Annotated in this window: 16 protein-coding genes; 11 read left to right on the plus strand and 5 right to left on the minus strand. The window is 59.1% G+C overall.

Translation table 11 applies throughout. The features are described 5' to 3' along the window. Nucleotides 1–51: 51 nt before the first annotated feature. Nucleotides 52–1,329 (plus strand): amidohydrolase family protein, encoded by a 1,278-nt coding sequence (locus ACYVAC_RS02060; RefSeq protein ID WP_461095884.1) that lies wholly within the window; start codon nt 52–54, stop codon nt 1,327–1,329. Nucleotides 1,330–1,407: 78 nt separating this feature from the next. On the opposite strand, the gene uxaC is transcribed toward ACYVAC_RS02060, so the two are convergent. Both uxaC and uxuA read right to left on the minus strand, forming a co-directional pair. Further along, entirely contained in the window at nt 1,408–2,835 is a 1,428-nt protein-coding gene (uxaC, locus tag ACYVAC_RS02065; RefSeq protein ID WP_461095885.1) for a glucuronate isomerase, read from the minus strand. Nucleotides 2,836–2,897: 62 nt separating this feature from the next. Continuing rightward, complete coding sequence (gene uxuA, locus ACYVAC_RS02070; RefSeq protein ID WP_461095886.1) at nt 2,898–4,091, minus strand: mannonate dehydratase; 1,194 nt, start codon at nt 4,089–4,091, stop codon at nt 2,898–2,900. A gap of 121 nt (nt 4,092–4,212) precedes the next feature. Between uxuA and ACYVAC_RS02075 the strand changes: the two genes are divergently transcribed. The 8 genes from ACYVAC_RS02075 (at nt 4,213) to argH (ending at nt 12,918) form a co-directional block, all read left to right on the plus strand. Continuing rightward, nucleotides 4,213–5,553, plus strand: coding sequence for an MFS transporter (locus ACYVAC_RS02075; RefSeq protein WP_461095887.1), 1,341 nt, complete (start codon nt 4,213–4,215; stop codon nt 5,551–5,553). Between the two features lie 81 nt (nt 5,554–5,634). Continuing rightward, entirely contained in the window at nt 5,635–6,630 is a 996-nt protein-coding gene (locus ACYVAC_RS02080) for a PfkB family carbohydrate kinase (RefSeq protein ID WP_461095888.1), read from the plus strand. A 168-nt stretch (nt 6,631–6,798) separates the two neighbouring features. Beyond that, a complete protein-coding gene (locus tag ACYVAC_RS02085) occupies nt 6,799–7,491 on the plus strand; it encodes a bifunctional 4-hydroxy-2-oxoglutarate aldolase/2-dehydro-3-deoxy-phosphogluconate aldolase (protein ID WP_461095889.1) in 693 nt (230 codons plus the stop codon). Nucleotides 7,492–7,509: 18 nt separating this feature from the next. Then, on the plus strand, nt 7,510–9,018 hold the full coding sequence (locus ACYVAC_RS02090) for a tagaturonate reductase (protein ID WP_461095890.1): 1,509 nt from the start codon (nt 7,510–7,512) through the stop codon (nt 9,016–9,018). 117 nt (nt 9,019–9,135) lie between these two features. Further along, a complete protein-coding gene (locus ACYVAC_RS02095) occupies nt 9,136–9,579 on the plus strand; it encodes a DMT family transporter (RefSeq protein WP_461095891.1) in 444 nt (147 codons plus the stop codon). Nucleotides 9,580–9,633: 54 nt separating this feature from the next. Beyond that, the gene (locus ACYVAC_RS02100) at nt 9,634–10,242 is read left to right on the plus strand and encodes a PD-(D/E)XK nuclease family protein (protein ID WP_461095892.1); all 609 of its coding nucleotides are present in this window, start codon (nt 9,634–9,636) and stop codon (nt 10,240–10,242) included. A gap of 17 nt (nt 10,243–10,259) precedes the next feature. Beyond that, nucleotides 10,260–11,507, plus strand: coding sequence for an MFS transporter (locus tag ACYVAC_RS02105; RefSeq protein ID WP_461095893.1), 1,248 nt, complete (start codon nt 10,260–10,262; stop codon nt 11,505–11,507). Between the two features lie 76 nt (nt 11,508–11,583). Then, on the plus strand, nt 11,584–12,918 hold the full coding sequence (gene argH / locus ACYVAC_RS02110; protein ID WP_461095894.1) for an argininosuccinate lyase: 1,335 nt from the start codon (nt 11,584–11,586) through the stop codon (nt 12,916–12,918). A 90-nt stretch (nt 12,919–13,008) separates the two neighbouring features. On the opposite strand, the gene ACYVAC_RS02115 is transcribed toward argH, so the two are convergent. Next, complete coding sequence (locus tag ACYVAC_RS02115; RefSeq protein ID WP_461095895.1) at nt 13,009–13,878, minus strand: SMP-30/gluconolactonase/LRE family protein; 870 nt, start codon at nt 13,876–13,878, stop codon at nt 13,009–13,011. A gap of 208 nt (nt 13,879–14,086) precedes the next feature. On the opposite strand from ACYVAC_RS02115, the gene ACYVAC_RS02120 reads away from it, so the two are divergent. Further along, nucleotides 14,087–14,296 (plus strand): hypothetical protein, encoded by a 210-nt coding sequence (locus tag ACYVAC_RS02120; RefSeq protein WP_461095896.1) that lies wholly within the window; start codon nt 14,087–14,089, stop codon nt 14,294–14,296. Between the two features lie 7 nt (nt 14,297–14,303). Here ACYVAC_RS02120 and ACYVAC_RS02125 read toward each other — a convergent pair whose 3' ends face one another. Further along, nucleotides 14,304–15,554 carry an MFS transporter gene (locus ACYVAC_RS02125; protein ID WP_461095897.1) on the minus strand — a complete coding sequence of 417 codons (1,251 nt, stop codon included), beginning with the start codon at nt 15,552–15,554 and terminating at the stop codon, nt 14,304–14,306. Between the two features lie 78 nt (nt 15,555–15,632). Between ACYVAC_RS02125 and ACYVAC_RS02130 the strand changes: the two genes are divergently transcribed. After that, nucleotides 15,633–16,307 (plus strand): phosphoribosylanthranilate isomerase, encoded by a 675-nt coding sequence (locus ACYVAC_RS02130; RefSeq protein WP_461095898.1) that lies wholly within the window; start codon nt 15,633–15,635, stop codon nt 16,305–16,307. 61 nt (nt 16,308–16,368) lie between these two features. Here the strand turns inward: ACYVAC_RS02130 and ACYVAC_RS02135 are convergent, their stop codons facing one another. After that, entirely contained in the window at nt 16,369–16,803 is a 435-nt protein-coding gene (locus ACYVAC_RS02135; RefSeq protein WP_461095899.1) for an Hsp20/alpha crystallin family protein, read from the minus strand. Between the last annotated feature and the right edge of the window lie 262 nt (nt 16,804–17,065).

Genomic DNA, 17,065 nt, shown 5'->3' on the forward strand with positions numbered 1-17,065 from the left:
AAGGCGGCAACCTGGGTTGCCGCCTTTTTTGTACGTATCCCCTAACAGCACATGAAAAAACTGTACCTGCTGGCGAGCCTGTCGCTGCTGGCAAGCCCCCTGCTGGCCCAACGCACCCTTATTCACTGCGGCAACCTCTTCACCGGCACCGGCACCACGCTCCAGCCCCAGATGACAGTGGTTGTCGACGGCAACAAAATCACCGCTATTCAGAAAGGCTTTACAACACCCGCCGGCCCGGATCGGGTGGTCGACCTGAAAAACAAAACGGTGCTGCCTGGCCTGATCGATATGCACGTCCATCTCGAAAGCCAGACCCGCCGGGGGGGGGCCATCGACGGATTTACGAGCAATCCCGCCGACGTAGCATTTCGGGCGGCCCGCTACGCCAAAACAACCCTGATGGCTGGTTTCACTACCGTTCGCGATCTGGGCGGCACGGGCATCAACGTATCGCTCCGCAACGCCATCAATGCCGGGCTGGTCGAAGGCCCCCGGGTGCTGACGGTGGGCAAGTCGATTGCCACCACGGGCGGCCACGCCGATCCGACCAACGGCTATCGCAAAGATCTGATGGGCGACCCCGGCCCCGAAGATGGCGTTATCAACAGCCCCGAAGATGCCCGCAAGGCTGTTCGCCAGCGCTATAAAGACGGCGCCGACCTGATCAAGATCACGGCGACGGGCGGGGTATTGAGCAACGCCAAAGACGGCTCGGGCCCGCAGTTTACGCAGGAAGAAGTCGACGCCGTGGTGAAGGCGGCCAAAGACTACGGCTTTCCGGTGGCCGCCCACGCCCACGGGGCCGAAGGCATGAAACGCGCTATCCGGGCCGGGGTGCAGACCATCGAGCACGGCACGCTTATGGACGACGAAGCCATCGACCTGTTCAAGAAATACGGCACCTATTACGTACCGACCATTATTGCCGGCAAAACAGCCGCCGACTCGGCGCGTCATTTTGGGTATTACCCCTCGCTTGTCGTACCGAAAGCGCTGGCCATTGGCCCCAAAATTCAGGCAACGTTTGGTAAGGCCTATAAAGCTGGGGTCAAGATTGCGTTTGGTACCGACGCCGGGGTGTATATCCATGGCTATAATGCCAAAGAATTCGAGTACATGGTCGAAGCCGGTATGCCCGCCGTCGAGGCCATCAACGCGGCCCTGCTCACCAATGCCCGCCTGCTGGGGATGGATACCCAGATCGGTTCAATCGAGCCGGGGAAACTGGCCGACATCATTGCCGTTGACGAAGATCCAACCAAAAATATCAAAACGCTGCAGGCGGTGCGCTTCGTCATGAAAGACGGAACGGTCTACAAGCAGTAGTCTTCCCCGAAAACGAACCAGGGTCGGAACAGCCCGTGTGCGCTGTTCCGACCCTGGTTCATGCGTGCCTCCAGCGAACTAGAAACCGAAGTACTGATCGGCGTTGCGGTAACAGATATCCTGCACCAGCTGCCCGATCCAGTCGACATCGTTAGGCAGTTCGCCGTTTTCGACATCGTTGCCAAACAGGTTGCAGAGAATCCGGCGGAAGTATTCGTGGCGGCTGTAGGAAACGAAACTGCGCGAGTCGGTGAGCATACCCACAAACGAACTCAGCAGGCCCATATTCGAGAGCGCATTCAGTTGTTTTTCCATCCCGTCCTTCTGGTCGAGAAACCACCAGCCCGACCCAAACTGCACTTTGCCCCGCACCGAGCCATCGTTGAAGTTGCCGATCATGGTCGCCATCACTTCATTGTCGGCCGGGTTCAGGTTATACAAAATGGTTTTGGCGAGTTTGTCGCGGTCGTCGAGCCCGCCCAGGAACCGGCTCAGGGCTGCTGCCTGCGGGAAATCGCCGATCGAGTCCCAGCCCGTATCGGGTCCCAGCTCGCGCAGTCGGCGTTTGTTATTGTTGCGCAGCGCCCCCAGGTGAAACTGTTGCGTCCAGCCCTTTTCGTGATCCCACTCGGCAAACTGTACGAGCATAAACGACTTGAATTTGGCAATATCCGACGCACTCAGCTCGGCCATCGCGTTGTCATAGTCGGGTAGCAGGGCGTTGAAAATAGTGCGCACTTCGCTCTCGGTATACGGCTCGGCATAAATCATCTCGAGCCCATGATCTGACAGGCGGCACCCCATCCCGGCGAAGTAGTCGTGCCGCGCCTTGAGCGCATCCATGTACTCATTGAGCGACCGGATATCGCGGTTCGTTACCTCGCCCAGACGCTGCACGTAGGCCCGGAATGCGACCGGGTCATCGGCCGCCATGGCCTTGTCGGGCCGGAACGTGGGCAGAATCCGCACGCCAAACCCGCTGTCGGCAATGGCGCGGTGGTGCTCCAGACTATCGAGCGGGTCGTCGGTCGTGCACACAGTCCGGACGTCGAAGTGGGTCAGCAGACTACGGGTACTCAGTCCGGGCAGTTGCTCATTGCAGCGGTCATAGACCGAACGGGCCGTGCCGGGGTTCAGGATATCGGTAATGCCAAACGGATTCTTAAGCTCCAGGTGCGTCCAGTGATAGAGCGGATTACGCATGGTATATGGCACCGTTTCGGCCCATTTGGCAAACTTGTCCCAGTCCGACGCGTCGCCGGTGCAGTATTGCTCCGGAATACCGTGGGTGCGCATGGCCCGCCACTTGTAATGATCGCCGTAGAGCCAGAGCTGCGTAATGGTCTCGAACTGCCGGTCGGCAGCCAGCTGATCGGGCGGCAGGTGGCAGTGGTAATCGATGATGGGCATCGACTTGGCGTAGTCGTGGTACAGGCGCCGGGCCGTATCGGTCTGGAGCAGAAAATCGTCGGACAGAAACGTCGGCGAACTCGTCAGGGTATGCATAGTCGGTTCAATAGTCAGCAGTAAGAGACCAGACGGGCCGGGTTCTACCGGCTGTCGGGCGGTCATTTTTGGGCATCAAGGGTCGAGAGCCCCAGCATCAGACCGCGGAGCTCGGCGAGGCCCCGCAGCCGGCCGATGGCCGTATAGCCCGGGTTGGTACGTTTGCCCGAGGTCAGGTCGTCGAGCATGCGATGCCCATGGTCGGGGCGAAACGGCATCCGTAAATCTGCACGCCCCTCGGCCCGGCGACGCGCCTGCTCCTGCAGCAGCGCCTGCACCACGGCCGGCATCGGCACGTCGCCCTCAAGGTGATTGGCCTCCTGAAAACTACCGTCGGCAAAGCGCTCGGTGCTGCGCAGGTGTACAAAATGAATGGCCGGTCCCAGCCGCCGAACCATCCCCGGCAGGTCGTTATCGGCCCGCACGCCATATGAGCCCGTGCAGAAGCAGAGGCCATTGGCCGGCGACGGGGCAGCGGCCAGCAGCGCCCGGGCATCGGCCTCGGTGCTGACCACACGCGGCAGGCCCAGAATCGGGTACGGCGGATCGTCGGGATGAATGGCCAGCCGCACGCCCACCGACTCGGCCACCGGCACGATCTCGCGCAGAAACGCGTAGAGGTGCTGCCGGAGTTCGTAATCGCCCACATCGGCATAGCTGGTCAGTGCATCGCGAAACTGCTCGACCGTGTAGCTTTCTTCGGAGCCGGGCAGGCCGGCAATGATGGTACGGGTCAGGCGTTTGATCTGGGCATCGCTCATGCTGTGGAGCCGGGCCCGGGCCGCATCCTGCTGAGCCACGCTATAGAGATACTCGGCACCGGGTCGCTGCAGGATGTACAGCTCGAAGGCCGCAAACTCGGTAGCGTCGAAACGCAGCCCCGTCGACCCGTCGGGCATGCCGTAGTCGAGGTCGGTGCGGGTCCAGTCGAGCACGGGCATGAAGTTATAGCAGACCGTATCGATGCCGGCCTGGGCCAGGTTCACGATCGATTCCTTGTAGTTATCGATGTACGTCTGAAAATCACCGGTGCGGGTTTTGATGGCTTCGTGCACCGGAATACTTTCGACCACCGACCAGGTCAGGCCGTGCTGTTCGATCAGGGCTTTACGGGCCAGAATGTCGGCCAGCGGCCAGACGGTGCCATTGGGCAGCTGGTGCAGCGCCGTGACCACGCCGGTCGCACCGGCCTGCCGGACATCGGCGAGCGAAACGGGATCGGCGGGGCCAAACCAGCGCCAGGTTTGTTCAAGCATACGGATAAGGAGAAGGATGACTACTTGGAGCAATCCCGCGAACTACGTAGTTCTCCGGCGATGCATCTAGGTAAAAAAAGCAGAAAGGCCGCTTTTCTCCCCAATCAGACCCTGTTTTATTTTGCAAAACACCACTACTACCGGGCGCTTTCGCTGGCGCATCGTTGCCCTGCTCTTTCTGGCAACGACTATCAATTACGTCGACCGGCAGGTTCTTTCCTTTACCATGACCGACGAGCTGTTTCGCAAGGAAATGCTCGATCTGGCACCAGACGCCACCCTGACCAAAGAAGCAACCGATCGCTTCAAAGTGCTGTACGGCGATGTGGATGCAGCCTTCAAGTTTGCTTATGCTATTGGGTTTCTGCTGGTAGGCTGGCTTATCGACAAGATCGGCACCAAGCGGGGTTTCTCGCTGGGTATCATTGTCTGGAGCATTGCTGCAGCACTGACCACCTTTGTGAGCAACATGGCGGGCCTGCGCTGGGCCCGGGCGCTGCTGGGGCTGGGCGAAGCCGCCAACTTCCCCTCATCGATCAAAACCGTGGCCGAATGGTTTCCCCGGCGCGAACGCTCGTTTGCCAACGGCCTCTTCAATGCCGGAGCCAATGTGGGCATCATTCTGACGGCCCTGGCCGTACCCTATCTGATTCTGCATTATGGGTGGCGCAGTTCGTTTTTAATCACGGGGCTGCTGGGCTTCGGCCTGCTCGCCTGCTGGTGGTTTACCTACAGTAAGCCCGAAAGCAACCCCCGCCTGTCGGCCGAAGAACTGGCCTACATCCGCAGCGACGACGAAACCGTGCCGCCCCTGAAGGTGTCGTGGGGTAAACTGCTGGGCTACAAACAGACCTGGGCCTTTGCCGTTGGCAAGTTCATGGCCGATCCGATCTGGTGGTTCTACATGAGCTGGCTGCCCGATTTTTTCAACTCCAACGATGCCCTCGACCAGAAACTCGACCTCAAAAGTTTCGGCCTGCCGTTCCTGATCATCTACGTCGTGTCCGACGCCGGCAGTATCTTTTTCGGCTGGCTCACCACGCAGTTTATGAACATGGGCTGGACCGCCAACCGCGCCCGCAAAACCACCATGCTCATCTGCGCCCTCTGCGTGGTGCCCATCTTCTTTGCGGCCAAAACAAGCAGCCTTACCGTGGCCATTGCCCTTATCTCGCTGGCTACGGCTGCCCATCAGGGCTGGTCGGCTAATATGTATACCTTTGCGTCCGATCTGTTTCCCCGCAACGTGGTGGCCTCAGTAACAGGCATTGGGGGTATGTTTGGCGCCGTGGGGGGCATTCTGCTGGCGCTCCTGGCCGGCCGCATCATCACCCACTTCGGCTATCTGCCTATGTTTATCATTGCCAGCTGTGCCTACCTGATTGCGCTGGTCATCATTCACCTGGTACTGCCCAAAATGGAACCCGTCCGGGCCGAAGAGCTAACCAGCGAGTTTGTGTAGGTTTGCTGTTTCGCGTTGGGCTAATAGCCGCCAACGGGTTCGGCCAGTTGACCCAATGCCCTCCGACAACCTGATTGTACTATGAAAAAAATTGTCACGTTCGGCGAAGTCATGCTTCGCCTGAGTCCGCCCGGCGTTGCGCGTTTCGCCCAGACCGACAGCCTGGGCATGCATTTCGGCGGTACCGAAGCCAACGTTGCCGTGTCGCTCGCCCAGCTGGGGCTGCACGCCAGCCACGTTACGCGCTTTCCGGCCCACGCCCTGGGCCGGGCCGCTACCGGTTATCTGCAGCGCTATCACGTCGATACGCAGTACGTTACCTATGGCGATGGCCGGCTGGGTTTGTATTTTCTGGAAACCGGCGCCGGCAGCCGCGCCAGTCAGATTATCTACGACCGCGCCGACTCGGCCTTTGCCCGCATCAACCCGGCCGATATCGACTGGGACACCATCCTGACCGATGCCGACTGGTTTCACTGGACCGGCATCACCCCGGCCCTGTCGCAGGGCGCGGCCGACTGCCTGCTGGCCGGTATTCACACGGCCAACAAACTGGGTGTGCCGGTTTCGGGCGATATTGTGTACCGGAGCAACCTCTGGCAGTATGGCAAGAAACCACAGGACATCATGCCGGCCCTGACCGAAGGCTGCACACTGGTGCTGGGTGGCAAAGCGCTCTTCTCCGAAATTTACGGCGTCGTGGGCAGTACCTTTCAGGAAGCCGGCCGCGCCATGATGGATCATTTCCCCCGCATCAAGTACGTAACCGACACCAAGCGCAACTCGCTCAGCGCGTCGCACAACCAGCTGTCGGCCAAGCTATTCGACGGAACCACGGTATTTAAAAGCCGGGTCTACGACGTACAGCCCATCATCGACCGCATCGGTACGGGTGACGCCTACATGGCGGGGCTGATCTACGGGCTGCTGCAGTTCAACGATCCGCAGCGGGCCGTTGAGTTCGGCATGGCAGCCTCGGCGCTCAAACACACCATTCCCGGCGACGTGAATCTGGCTACCGTTGCCGAAATCGAAACCCTCGAGCAGGGCGACAGCTCCGGCAAGCTGAAGCGGTAGCAGGTCAGTGGACGGTATACTGTTTACTGTTTACTGTTTTCAGTATACTGTATACTGTACACTGTATACTTTACACTAAGAACTACCCTCCCGCTACCGGTAAGCCCCGAACAACGACCTATAAACTGTATACTGAAAACGGTATACTAACGACTACAACCTGAATCTATGTCCCGACTGTCCCGCCTTTCTGTTTACCAGACCATCCGGCAGGTGCCCCTGGTGCCGGTATTCTACCATCCCGACCCGGACGTTTGTGCCGGCGTACTCGATGCCTGTTACCGGGCCGGTGTACGGGCCTTCGAATTCACCAATCGGGGCGACTTTGCCCACGAGCGTTTTGCCGAACTGAGCCGGCGCTGCGCCGTCGACTACCCCGATCTGGCCCTGGGTGCCGGTACCCTGCTCGATGCCCCAACGGCGGCCCTGTACCTGCAGCTCGGCGCCGATTTTGTGGTAGGCCCCAATTTCAACGACGATATTGCCCGCGTCTGCAACCGGCGCAAAGTAGCCTACATGCCCGGCTGCGCAACCCTTACCGAAATTGCCACGGCCCACGAGTGGGGTGTGGAGTTCGTGAAGGTCTTCCCCGGCGACGTACTCGGACCCGGCTTTGTGAAAGCCCTGAGCGGCCCCATGCCTTTTGCCAGCGCCATGGTCACGGGCGGAGTCGAGCCCAACCGCGACAGCCTGAGCCGCTGGTTCAAAGCCGGTGCGGTGGCCGTTGGTATGGGCTCACAACTTTTTCCCAAAGAAGTGCTGGCGAATCGCTCATTCGATAAGATCGAGGATACGGTTCGCGATGTTGTTCGTATTATTGCTGAATTAACAGGACCGGCCGGCACCGGTTCGCCCCTTTAACCTATGCTAACAGACACCATGTCTCAGCTCAATCGATCGATCCACCCCGCCCCGCTTTACCCCGAACGTGTGCTGCAATTTGGTACCGGTGTACTGCTGCGGGGCCTCCCCGACTACCTGATTCAGCAGGCCAACGATGCTGGTGCGTTTCAGGGATCGATCGTTATCGTTAAGTCGACCTCCGGGCAGACCGATGAATTCGATACGCAGGACAACCTCTACACGGTAGCCGTGCGGGGCGTTCAGCAGGGGCAGACCGTTGCGACCAATCAGGTTGTTTCGGCCGTTAGCCGGGTATTGGCCGCGCCTACGCAGTGGGACGAAATTCTGACCCTGGCCCGCAACCCCAACCTGCAGATTATTATCTCCAACACCACCGAGGTGGGTCTCGACTACGTGGAGGAAAGCATTTTCCAGCGCCCACCCAAGTCGTTCCCGGGCAAGCTGACGGCCTTTCTCTACGAACGGTTCCGGAGCGTTGGTGGGGCTAAAGCCAAGGGTATGATCGTGATCCCGACCGAGCTGGTTACCGACAACGGCCTCAAACTGCGCGAAGCGGTGGAGAAACTGACGGTCTACAACGAACTGGGCAAACTCTTTATCAAGTGGCTCAAGTTTCACGTCCGGTTCTGCAACTCGCTGGTCGACCGGATTGTGACGCGCCCCACCGACGAAACCAAACAGGCGCTCGAAACCGAGCTGGGCTATACCGACGACCTGCTTACCTTTACCGAGCCTTACCACCTGTGGGCCATCGAGGGCGACGACCGGGTGCGGCAGATGCTGCCCTTTGCCAACGTGCCTGAGATCATTATCGATGAAGACATCAACTTCTTCAAGGAACGTAAGCTGCGCGTACTCAACGGCTCGCATACACTGACGATGCCGCTGGGCTATCTGCTGGGCCTCGAAACCGTGGCCGATGAGATGAACCACCCGCAGATGAGCCGGTTCATCGAGCAGCTCGTTCACCAGGAAATTGTGCCGACGGTGCCCCACTATGGCACACCCGGTATGGATCAGGCGGCCATCCAGTCGTTTGCCAATGACGTACTCGACCGGTTCCGCAACCCGTACCTCGACCACCTGCTGCTGAATATTTCGATGCAGGAATCGGCCAAGATGCAGGCCCGCAACGTGGCTACCATCCAGCGCTATTACGCCCAGTTCGACAAAGTGCCTACCCTGACGGCGCTGGGTTTTGCGGCCTACCTGCTGTTCATGCGGGCAACGCACGAAGAAAACGGGCAGTTTATGGGCGAAATCACCGTGCCCGGCGGGGGCGTTCTGTCGTACCCCATCCGCGACGATAAAGCCGGCTATTTCTACGGCGACTGGAAAACGGTTAAAAACAACTCGCTCGATACGGTGCAGACGTTTGTCAAAAGTGTACTGTCGGATGTGAGCCTGTGGCAAACCGACCTCTCGGCCCTGCCTGGCTTTGCCGACGCCATTGCCACCGATCTGCACCAGATGCTGACCGACGGCGTCGAAGCAACGCTGAAAATCCGGCTCCAACAAGCCTGACTAACCCGATGAGCCCTGCGTGGGCACCGCCCGCCCGGTTTTACAGCCGGGCGGGCTTTTTTATGCCCCCGGGCCGGGATGTGCGTATCACCTACCCGACTTACCTACCTTTGCGCCATGCAATACGTGTTTATTATACTGGCCTTCCTGACAGGAGTCGCCATCTCGGTGCAGGCAGGTGTGAATGCCAATCTGCGGCAACTGCTGGCCAACCCGGTGCTGGCAGCCGCTGTTTCGTTCGGTAGTGGCTTTGTGGCGCTGATGCTGGTGCTGCTGACCACCCGTGCCTCCGTACCGGCGCTGGATACCATCCGGCAGATCAGCTGGTGGAAATGGACAGGCGGCATCATCGGCGCCCTCTACGTGACCACCGTTATCATCAGCGTTCCTAAAATCGGTACGGCCAACCTGGTCAGCCTGAGCGTAGCCGGTCAGCTGCTGGCGGCCGTGGTGCTCGATCATTACGGCCTGCTGGGCTTTGCCCAGCATTCGGCCAACACCTGGCGGCTGCTGGGGGTAGCCCTCATCATGGTGGGGGTGTTGCTGGTGGTCAGAAACTAACCGCCCCCGTTTCGGTTCGGGTAGTGGGGCCGGCACTTACGGCTCCCCCCGCTTATGGCTATTCACTATCGCTTTTACCCCTCGCTGCTCAACACGTTCTCGCGCTACGTGCAGGGCGGCAACCTGTCGTTTCAGCAGCTTATCGACAGCATCAACCGTGTGCCGGCCCCCACTACGGCGGCACAGGCCCGCGGCACGTCGTTTGAAGAAGCCGTGTTGAAAGGTACCGACGAAGACCAGTTCGACCCTGCCATTCTGCAGAAAGTGCGTAAGCTCCTGCCCCGCCCTATCGTAGACACACAGGTATTCTGCCAGTGGGAAATCGACGACGTGCTGTTCTACGGCTACGTCGATCTGATCGGCTCCTACAAAGCCGTCGATCTGAAAACCACCGCCCGCTACCAGCCCGGCCGGTTCACCCATAACCACCAGAACCTGTACCTCCACGCGCTGAAAAGGAAAGGCATCAAGCTCATGGAATACGTGATCACCGACTTCAGCGACGTGTATGTGGAAAGCTACCCGCTTACCCATCCCATCGACCGGCAGCTCGAAGAGATTCGGCTGTTCAAGGCGTTTCTGGACGAACACCGGGCGCTGATTACCGATCCCAAAATCTTTGTACCGCCCGGGCAGGATGCCGACGCCCGGCGCAGGACTTAGTACCGTACCTTTACGGCATGATTCAACGGCTACTTCGGGGATACCGGCAGGCCTACGAGGGACTGTCGCCATCGGTCTGGCTCCTGGCGGGCGTGATGCTCATCAACCGCTGCGGCACTATGGTGCTGCCCTTTCTGACGCTGTATATGACCCAGCAGCTGCATTATTCGCTGGGGCAGGCGGGCGTGGTGATGGGTATTTTCGGGGCGGGGGCTTTTATCGGCACCTTCCTCGGCGGGCGGCTGACGGATCGGTTCGGGTTCTACTACATTCAGCTCGGCAGCCTGCTTTTCGGTGGGCTGGCGCTGCTGGGCCTGCAGTTCGTTACGAATTTCTACGGGCTGTGTGCCAGCGTGTTTCTGTTTACCCTGCTGGGCGACTCCTTCCGACCGGCCAACCAGGCGGCCCTGGCCTACTACGCCACCGCCGACACCCGCACCCGGGCTTTCTCGCTCAACCGGCTGGCCATCAACCTCGGCTGGGCCGTGGGGGGTGGGCTGGGTGGGCTGCTGGCCGGCATCGACTACGATTTGCTGTTCTGGGCCGATGGCTGCACCTGCCTGCTGGCCGGGCTTGTGCTGTGGTGGCGGCTGCCCGTACCAACGGGTCAGGGATCGGTCAACCGGCCGGCGGTGGCGGCTGGTGAGCCCGTTGTCGGGTCGGCCTACCGCGACCGGATTTTTCTGCTCTTCGCGGGTTTCGTACTGCTCTACCTGATCTGTTTCATGCAGCTGTTCAGCATGGTACCGCTTTATTTCCGGCAGGAGCTGCACCTGAGCGAACAGTATATCGGCCTGCTGATGTCGCTCAATGGCATCCTGATCGTAGTCATCGAAATGGCACTGGTCTACGGCATCGAGCAGCGAAACCTGAACCGTACCTACCTGATTGCGGGCGGGGTGCTGCTGTCGGGGCTGGCCTATCTGACCCTGTCGCAGGCGCATTCGGCCGGCATGGCGCTGGCTTTTGTGCTGATCGTAACGCTGAGCGAAATGCTGGCCATGCCGTTTATGCAGGCATTTGCCGCCGGCCGGGCATCGGCCCACAACCGGGGGCAGTATCTGGCGCTCTACGGAATGGCCGGGGCACTGGCCCAAACCAGTGCCCCAACACTGGGCTCGCAGATTAGCGGCCGCTTCGGCTTCGAAGCCAACTGGCTCCTGATGGTCGGTATCAGTCTGGTGTCGGCCGCGGGCTTCTGGTGGATCGGGCAAAAAACCACCCACCCGGCCCCAACAAACCCACCGGCCGCTACGCCGGGCTGAAAATCTTTCCGACCTTTGCCCACCCGGGCGCCGGCAGTCGGCCCCCGTCCGTTCACCCCTTGTCTCTCTTCACACGTTGAAACTCTGGCAAAAAGAAGGCGTTGCAACCGCCGAACAGATCGAACGCTTTACCGTCGGCCGCGACCGCGAGATGGATCAGTACCTGGCGCCGTTCGATGTGCTGGGTAATCTGGCCCACGCCCAAATGCTCGAAACCATCGGGCTGCTCTCGGCCAGCGAACGACAGCTGCTGACCGATCATCTCAAAGCGATTTATGCCCAGATCGAACAGGGCACTTTTGAGATCGAAGCCGGTATCGAAGACGTTCACTCGCAGGTCGAGCTGCTACTCACCCGTCAGCTGGGCGACGTAGGCAAAAAAATTCACTCGGGCCGTTCGCGCAACGATCAGGTGCTGGTCGACCTCAAGCTGTTTACCCGCGATCGGTTGTGGCAGGTGGCGCAGGCCGTCGAACGCGTAGTGAACCACCTCATCAGCCGCTCCGACCAACACAAGGCCGACCTGCTCCCGGGCTACACGCACCTGCAGATTGCTATGCCCTCGTCGTTTGGCCTGTGGTTTGGTGCCTACGCCGAAGCCCTCGCCGACGATATGCTGACGCTGCAAACGGCCTACCGGCTGGCCAACCGCAACCCGCTAGGCTCGGGCGCCGGCTACGGCTCGTCGTTTCCGCTCAACCGCACCCTCACTACCGAGCTGCTGGGGTTCGAAGGGATGCACGTCAACGTGGTGTACGCGCAGATGAGCCGGGGTAAAACCGAACAGACGGCTCTGACCGCCCTGGCCGCCGTAGCCGCTACCATTGGCCGGATGGCTATGGATATCTGTCTCTACAACAGCCAGAACTTTGGCTTCGTGGTGCTGCCCGATGCGCTGACCACCGGCAGCAGCATTATGCCCCACAAGAAAAACCCCGACGTGGCCGAACTGCTGCGCGCCAAATGCAACCGGCTGAAGGCCCTGCCGATGGAGGTTACGCTCGTGATGAGTAACCTGCCCTCGGGCTACCACCGAGACATGCAGCTGCTGAAAGAAATACTAATGCCCGCCTTCGACGAACTGCTCGACTGCCTCGACATCACAGCCTTCATGCTCGAACACCTGCAGGTGAAAACCAATTTGCTGGCCGACGCAAAATACGACCTGCTGTTCAGCGTCGAACGGGTCAACGAGCTGGTGCTGCAGGGTGTACCGTTCCGCGAAGCCTACCGGCAGGTGGGCAAGGAAATTGCCGACCATAGCTACGCCCGGCCAGAAACGCTTAACCATACCCACGAAGGCAGCATCGGCAACCTGGGTAACGATCTCATTGTGGCGCAGTTGCAGCAGGCACTCCGTGGCTTCGGGGCCGAACGCGCCCAGGCGGCCATCCGGCAGCTGCTGGCCTGAGCTAGCCCTATCATAAAACAAACTCTGGCAATAGAGCAGGCCCTATAGCCTGCTCCATTGCCAGAGTTTTTTCAGGGGCAGCCGGCGTGGCTATTCCCAGCGGTAGGCAATCACGCGGTTGTGGTAAAAGGTGGGCACCACCAGCAGCCGCTGGGCCGGTATCGCCGTCAGGTCGGCGGTGTTGATCTTGTCGGCGCGCAGGTCGAGCAGCTGCGTAGCCTTGCCCCCGGCGTCGACCTGAAAGATCTGGCCGTTCCAGTCCGACACGAAGTAGCTGTTTTTGCGGGCCACGGCAATACCGTCGGTGTTGCCCATGCCATCGGCCAGTTTGGTCACGGCCTTCGACTTCACGTCCAGCTCCTGCAGCGCGCCGGTCTTCGTACTGCCTATCAGCAGTTTATCATTGCCCAGCGCCAGCACGCCGTTGGGCTTGCCAATCGTGCCGCCTTCCATCCAGACTTCCCAGTTACCATCCTTCAAACGGTACAGCTTATCGTTGCGGTTATCGCTGACGTAGACCGTGCCGTCTTTAGCCACCGTAACGTCGTTCAGAAAAGCGGTTTTCACGTCAACGGCATCCCAGGTTTTTTCGGCCTGCCCGGTTTCGGTGTTGATCAGCACCAGCCGGTACACATCGGTCACGTAAAGTTTATTGCCGTGCAGGCCCATGCCTTTGGGTGCGTTAAGGCCCGATGCCCAGTGCAGTTTCGTTATTTTTCCGTCGGTCGACAGAGTGGAGATAAAGCCGTTACCGTCGAGGGCGTCGGGCTTACCATCGATATTGGCTACGTAGAGCAGATTCTGCGCGGGGTCGTACAACACGGACTCGGGTGTACGCAGGGTCGTGTCGGTTTCCCAAGCTTTTACCAGTCGAATCGGCTTCGGGCGCGCCTGTCCCGATCCGGCTCCCACTGTCCATAAGCAGGCCAGACTGAGCAGCGCACATGCCATTTTTTTCATATACATGTTGATAATCAGTTACTTAGTTTCGATAAAAAAATTTCTTGTACCCTTCGGGGCCACAAATGCGCTCAGAGCCCCCACACAACGCCTGCAATTGCACTATTCTAACCAATTGGTCAGTGCCAGCTATTTTCCGTAAAACAATCTGACAATGAGGTCGTTCTAAAAATCCGTTCTCTTAGTTATAACCAACTCAGCAACACGTATGGAAAATCGGCCTGCTACCAACGGTCAGTCGACCCCCTCGCCTTTTGTACTCAAAGACAGTATCCGCGATCTGATTCGCATCGAGCGTGAGTACCAATTGTCCGACGAACTGTTCTGGGAAGTATTCAACGCCCGGGTATTGCTCGATCAGCCGATCGATCTGTCGACCTACGTGCAGCAGGCTACCAGACGGTCGGCCACGGCCTAGCCAGCAACTAGCTTAGCCGGATACTGAACAGCGGTTTGGAGCGCACGTAAATATAACTGACCACCACGAGGGTAAAGGCGCCACCCAGCAGTACCGAGGGTACGGTTCCGAACAGCTTGGCGGCCACGCCCGATTCGAACGCGCCGATTTCGTTGGAAGAGCTTACGAAAATGCCGTTGACCGCTGCCACCCGCCCACGCAGGTGATCGGGCGGAAAAAGTTGCAGAATCGTTTGCCGAATGATAACGCTGACGCTGTCGAATGCGCCGGTCAGGCTCAGCATCAGTACGGACAAATAGAAGTTGGTCGACAGGGCAAATACAATGGTTGCCCCGCCGAAACCCGCCACGGCCAGCAGCATGTTACGCCAGGCATTATGGGTTGGCGGAAACCGGGTCATAACCGCCATCGTCAGTACAGCGCCGACCGACGGAGCCGCGCGCAGAAAACCCAGCCCTTCGGCCCCAACGTGCAGAATGTCCTCGGCAAAGATGGGGAGTATGGATACCACGCCCCCAAAAAGTACCGAGAACAGGTCGAGCGAGATGGCATACAACACGATGGGTGTTTTGAACACGAACCGAAAGCCCTCCTTCAGACTCTCGCGCAGGCTCTGAAGGGGGGCATCACTGACGGGCACGGGCCGGCGCTCGATCATCGTGATGAGCAGCAGACACACGATCAGCAGCCCGATAATCACCAGCAGCGTATTGTCGAAGCCCAGCCAGTTGTAGAGAAAACCAGCCAGACCCGGCCCCACAATGGCACCCGCCTGCCAGGCCGAACTGCTCCAGGTAGCCGAGTTGGCATACAGCTCACGCGGCACCAGAAACGGCTTAAGCGACGAACTGGCCGGCGAGTAAAATCCCTTAGCCGTGCCAATGAGCATCAGCACGCCATAGATCGTACCCAGCCGGGCAGCCTGCGACAACTGCCCTACAATGGATGGCTGAAAAACGGCGTACAGAATAACCGATCCCAGAACGATGACCAGCAGGCTCCACTGCAGCAGGCGCTTCTTGTCGCGCCGGTCGGCCAGGTGCCCGCCAAACAGGGAGAGCGCAATAAACGGCAGCGCTTCGGCCAGCCCCACCAGCCCCAGCGCCAGCGGATCGTGCGTCATCTTGTAGAGTTCATACCCCAGAATCACTTCCTGCACCAGCAGCGTCGCCGTAATGAGGAAACTATTGGAGATGAAATAGCGAAACTCAGGGATACGAAGCGACGCGTACGGATCGCTGGAGGTAGAAACAGCCACGATAATCGGAATTGGATTTAACTGGCTAACCCGCTTTAAGCTAGTTTTGTCCCGAACAAGCAAGCCTTTTCTCCGCGTATGAACCAGGAATTTACGGGCCGGACCCGCGTTAAAATCTGCTGCATCAGCAGCCTCGACGAAGCCCGGCTGGCCATCCGGCTGGGTGCCGATGCCCTGGGTCTGGTGGGTGCCATGCCCAGCGGGCCAGGCGTGGTGAGCGATGCACTGGCCGCCAGTATCGTGGCGCAGGTACCGCCCCCGGTGGCTACGTTTATGCTGACTGCCGAAACCACCCTTACCGGTGTGCTGGCCCACCAGCAGCGCGTGGGGGCCAACACCATTCAGCTCGTCGATGCCGTTCCGGCCGATACCTACGCCCGGCTCCACGAGGTGCTGCCGGCCGTTAAGCTGGTGCAGGTCATTCACGTACGCGACCAGCAGAGTGTCGACGAGGCCCTGGTGGCCGCTGCCAACGGCGTCGATGCGCTCCTGCTCGATTCAGGCAACCCCAGCCTGACCGTCAAGGAACTGGGCGGTACCGGGCGGGTGCACGACTGGAGCCTGAGCCGACAGACTGTCCGGCACTCGGCAATACCAGTATGGCTGGCGGGGGGGCTCAACCCGGTCAACGCCCGGGAAGCCATCGCCACGGTACAGCCCTTTGGCCTCGACCTTTGCAGCGGTGTGCGCACCAACGGACACCTCGACCCAATTAAGCTCACCGCGTTTATGGCTGCCCTTGCCCAGCCCTAAAAAAAAGTGAGCCGGCCCGGGGCCGGCTCACTCACGATAAGCGGGTATTCGGAAAGGCGCCTTAGTTAATGGCGATCTCTTTTACTTCATTTTCTTCGTTTACCGCCACTTTCGGCAGCTCAACCGTCAGAATACCATCGGTGTAAGTCGCGTTGATCGCTTCGGCATTCACGTTTTTGGGGAGTCGGAAATTCCGTTCAAACTGGCTGATACCAAACTCCTGCCGGGTGAATTTCTCTGTTTTCTCTTCGCTGTTCGTCTCCGATTTGTAGGCAATGGTGAGCTGATTTTTCAGCACACTTACTTTCAGATCGTCTTTCTTGAGGCCGGGAGCAGCCAGATCAAGCACAAAAGCCGTTTCCGTTTCTTTCACGTTGACAGCCGGTACATTGGGCAGGGTGCTGCGGTACCGATTGATAACGGGCTGGCCAAACTCGGCAGCGCTGAACGGGTTGAAGAAGGTAGGGATGCGGTTGTATCGAACTAAGGTTGACATGACTTTTTGCAGTTAGTTGTTTAGCTGTTCGGTTGCGAACACAAGCATCATTTTACAAACGACATACCAATCTGCCTACCAGACAAAAACAAGACAAAAAGTCCGATTTTAAACAATTTAGGCGGGCACACGCCTGACAAAGTGTCAAAATTAAGCCTTTTTGGGTTAAAATTTGTCCGATCAGCGCTCACAGATGTTGTTTTTCTCCTCTTCCCGCGTCTAAAGAGGGCAGGTCACAAATCATCTGCTTGCCGGCCTCAAT

The sequence above is a fragment of the Spirosoma luteolum genome, assembly GCF_054778875.1.

Excerpts from the sequence above, each read along its gene's own strand:
- ACYVAC_RS02105 (WP_461095893.1), top strand. The coding sequence starts at position 10,260 with ATGATTCAACGGCTACTTCGGGGATACCGGCAGGCCTACGAGGGACTG.
- ACYVAC_RS02085 (WP_461095889.1), top strand. The coding sequence starts at position 6,799 with ATGTCCCGACTGTCCCGCCTTTCTGTTTACCAGACCATCCGGCAGGTG.
- ACYVAC_RS02120 (WP_461095896.1), top strand. The coding sequence starts at position 14,087 with ATGGAAAATCGGCCTGCTACCAACGGTCAGTCGACCCCCTCGCCTTTT.
- ACYVAC_RS02100 (WP_461095892.1), top strand. The coding sequence starts at position 9,634 with ATGGCTATTCACTATCGCTTTTACCCCTCGCTGCTCAACACGTTCTCG.
- ACYVAC_RS02135 (WP_461095899.1), bottom strand. The coding sequence starts at position 16,803 with ATGTCAACCTTAGTTCGATACAACCGCATCCCTACCTTCTTCAACCCG.
- ACYVAC_RS02115 (WP_461095895.1), bottom strand. The coding sequence starts at position 13,878 with ATGAAAAAAATGGCATGTGCGCTGCTCAGTCTGGCCTGCTTATGGACA.
- ACYVAC_RS02080 (WP_461095888.1), top strand. The coding sequence starts at position 5,635 with ATGAAAAAAATTGTCACGTTCGGCGAAGTCATGCTTCGCCTGAGTCCG.
- uxuA (WP_461095886.1), bottom strand. The coding sequence starts at position 4,091 with ATGCTTGAACAAACCTGGCGCTGGTTTGGCCCCGCCGATCCCGTTTCG.
- ACYVAC_RS02060 (WP_461095884.1), top strand. The coding sequence starts at position 52 with ATGAAAAAACTGTACCTGCTGGCGAGCCTGTCGCTGCTGGCAAGCCCC.
- ACYVAC_RS02130 (WP_461095898.1), top strand. The coding sequence starts at position 15,633 with ATGAACCAGGAATTTACGGGCCGGACCCGCGTTAAAATCTGCTGCATC.
- uxaC (WP_461095885.1), bottom strand. The coding sequence starts at position 2,835 with ATGCATACCCTGACGAGTTCGCCGACGTTTCTGTCCGACGATTTTCTG.
- ACYVAC_RS02090 (WP_461095890.1), top strand. The coding sequence starts at position 7,510 with ATGTCTCAGCTCAATCGATCGATCCACCCCGCCCCGCTTTACCCCGAA.
- ACYVAC_RS02095 (WP_461095891.1), top strand. The coding sequence starts at position 9,136 with ATGCAATACGTGTTTATTATACTGGCCTTCCTGACAGGAGTCGCCATC.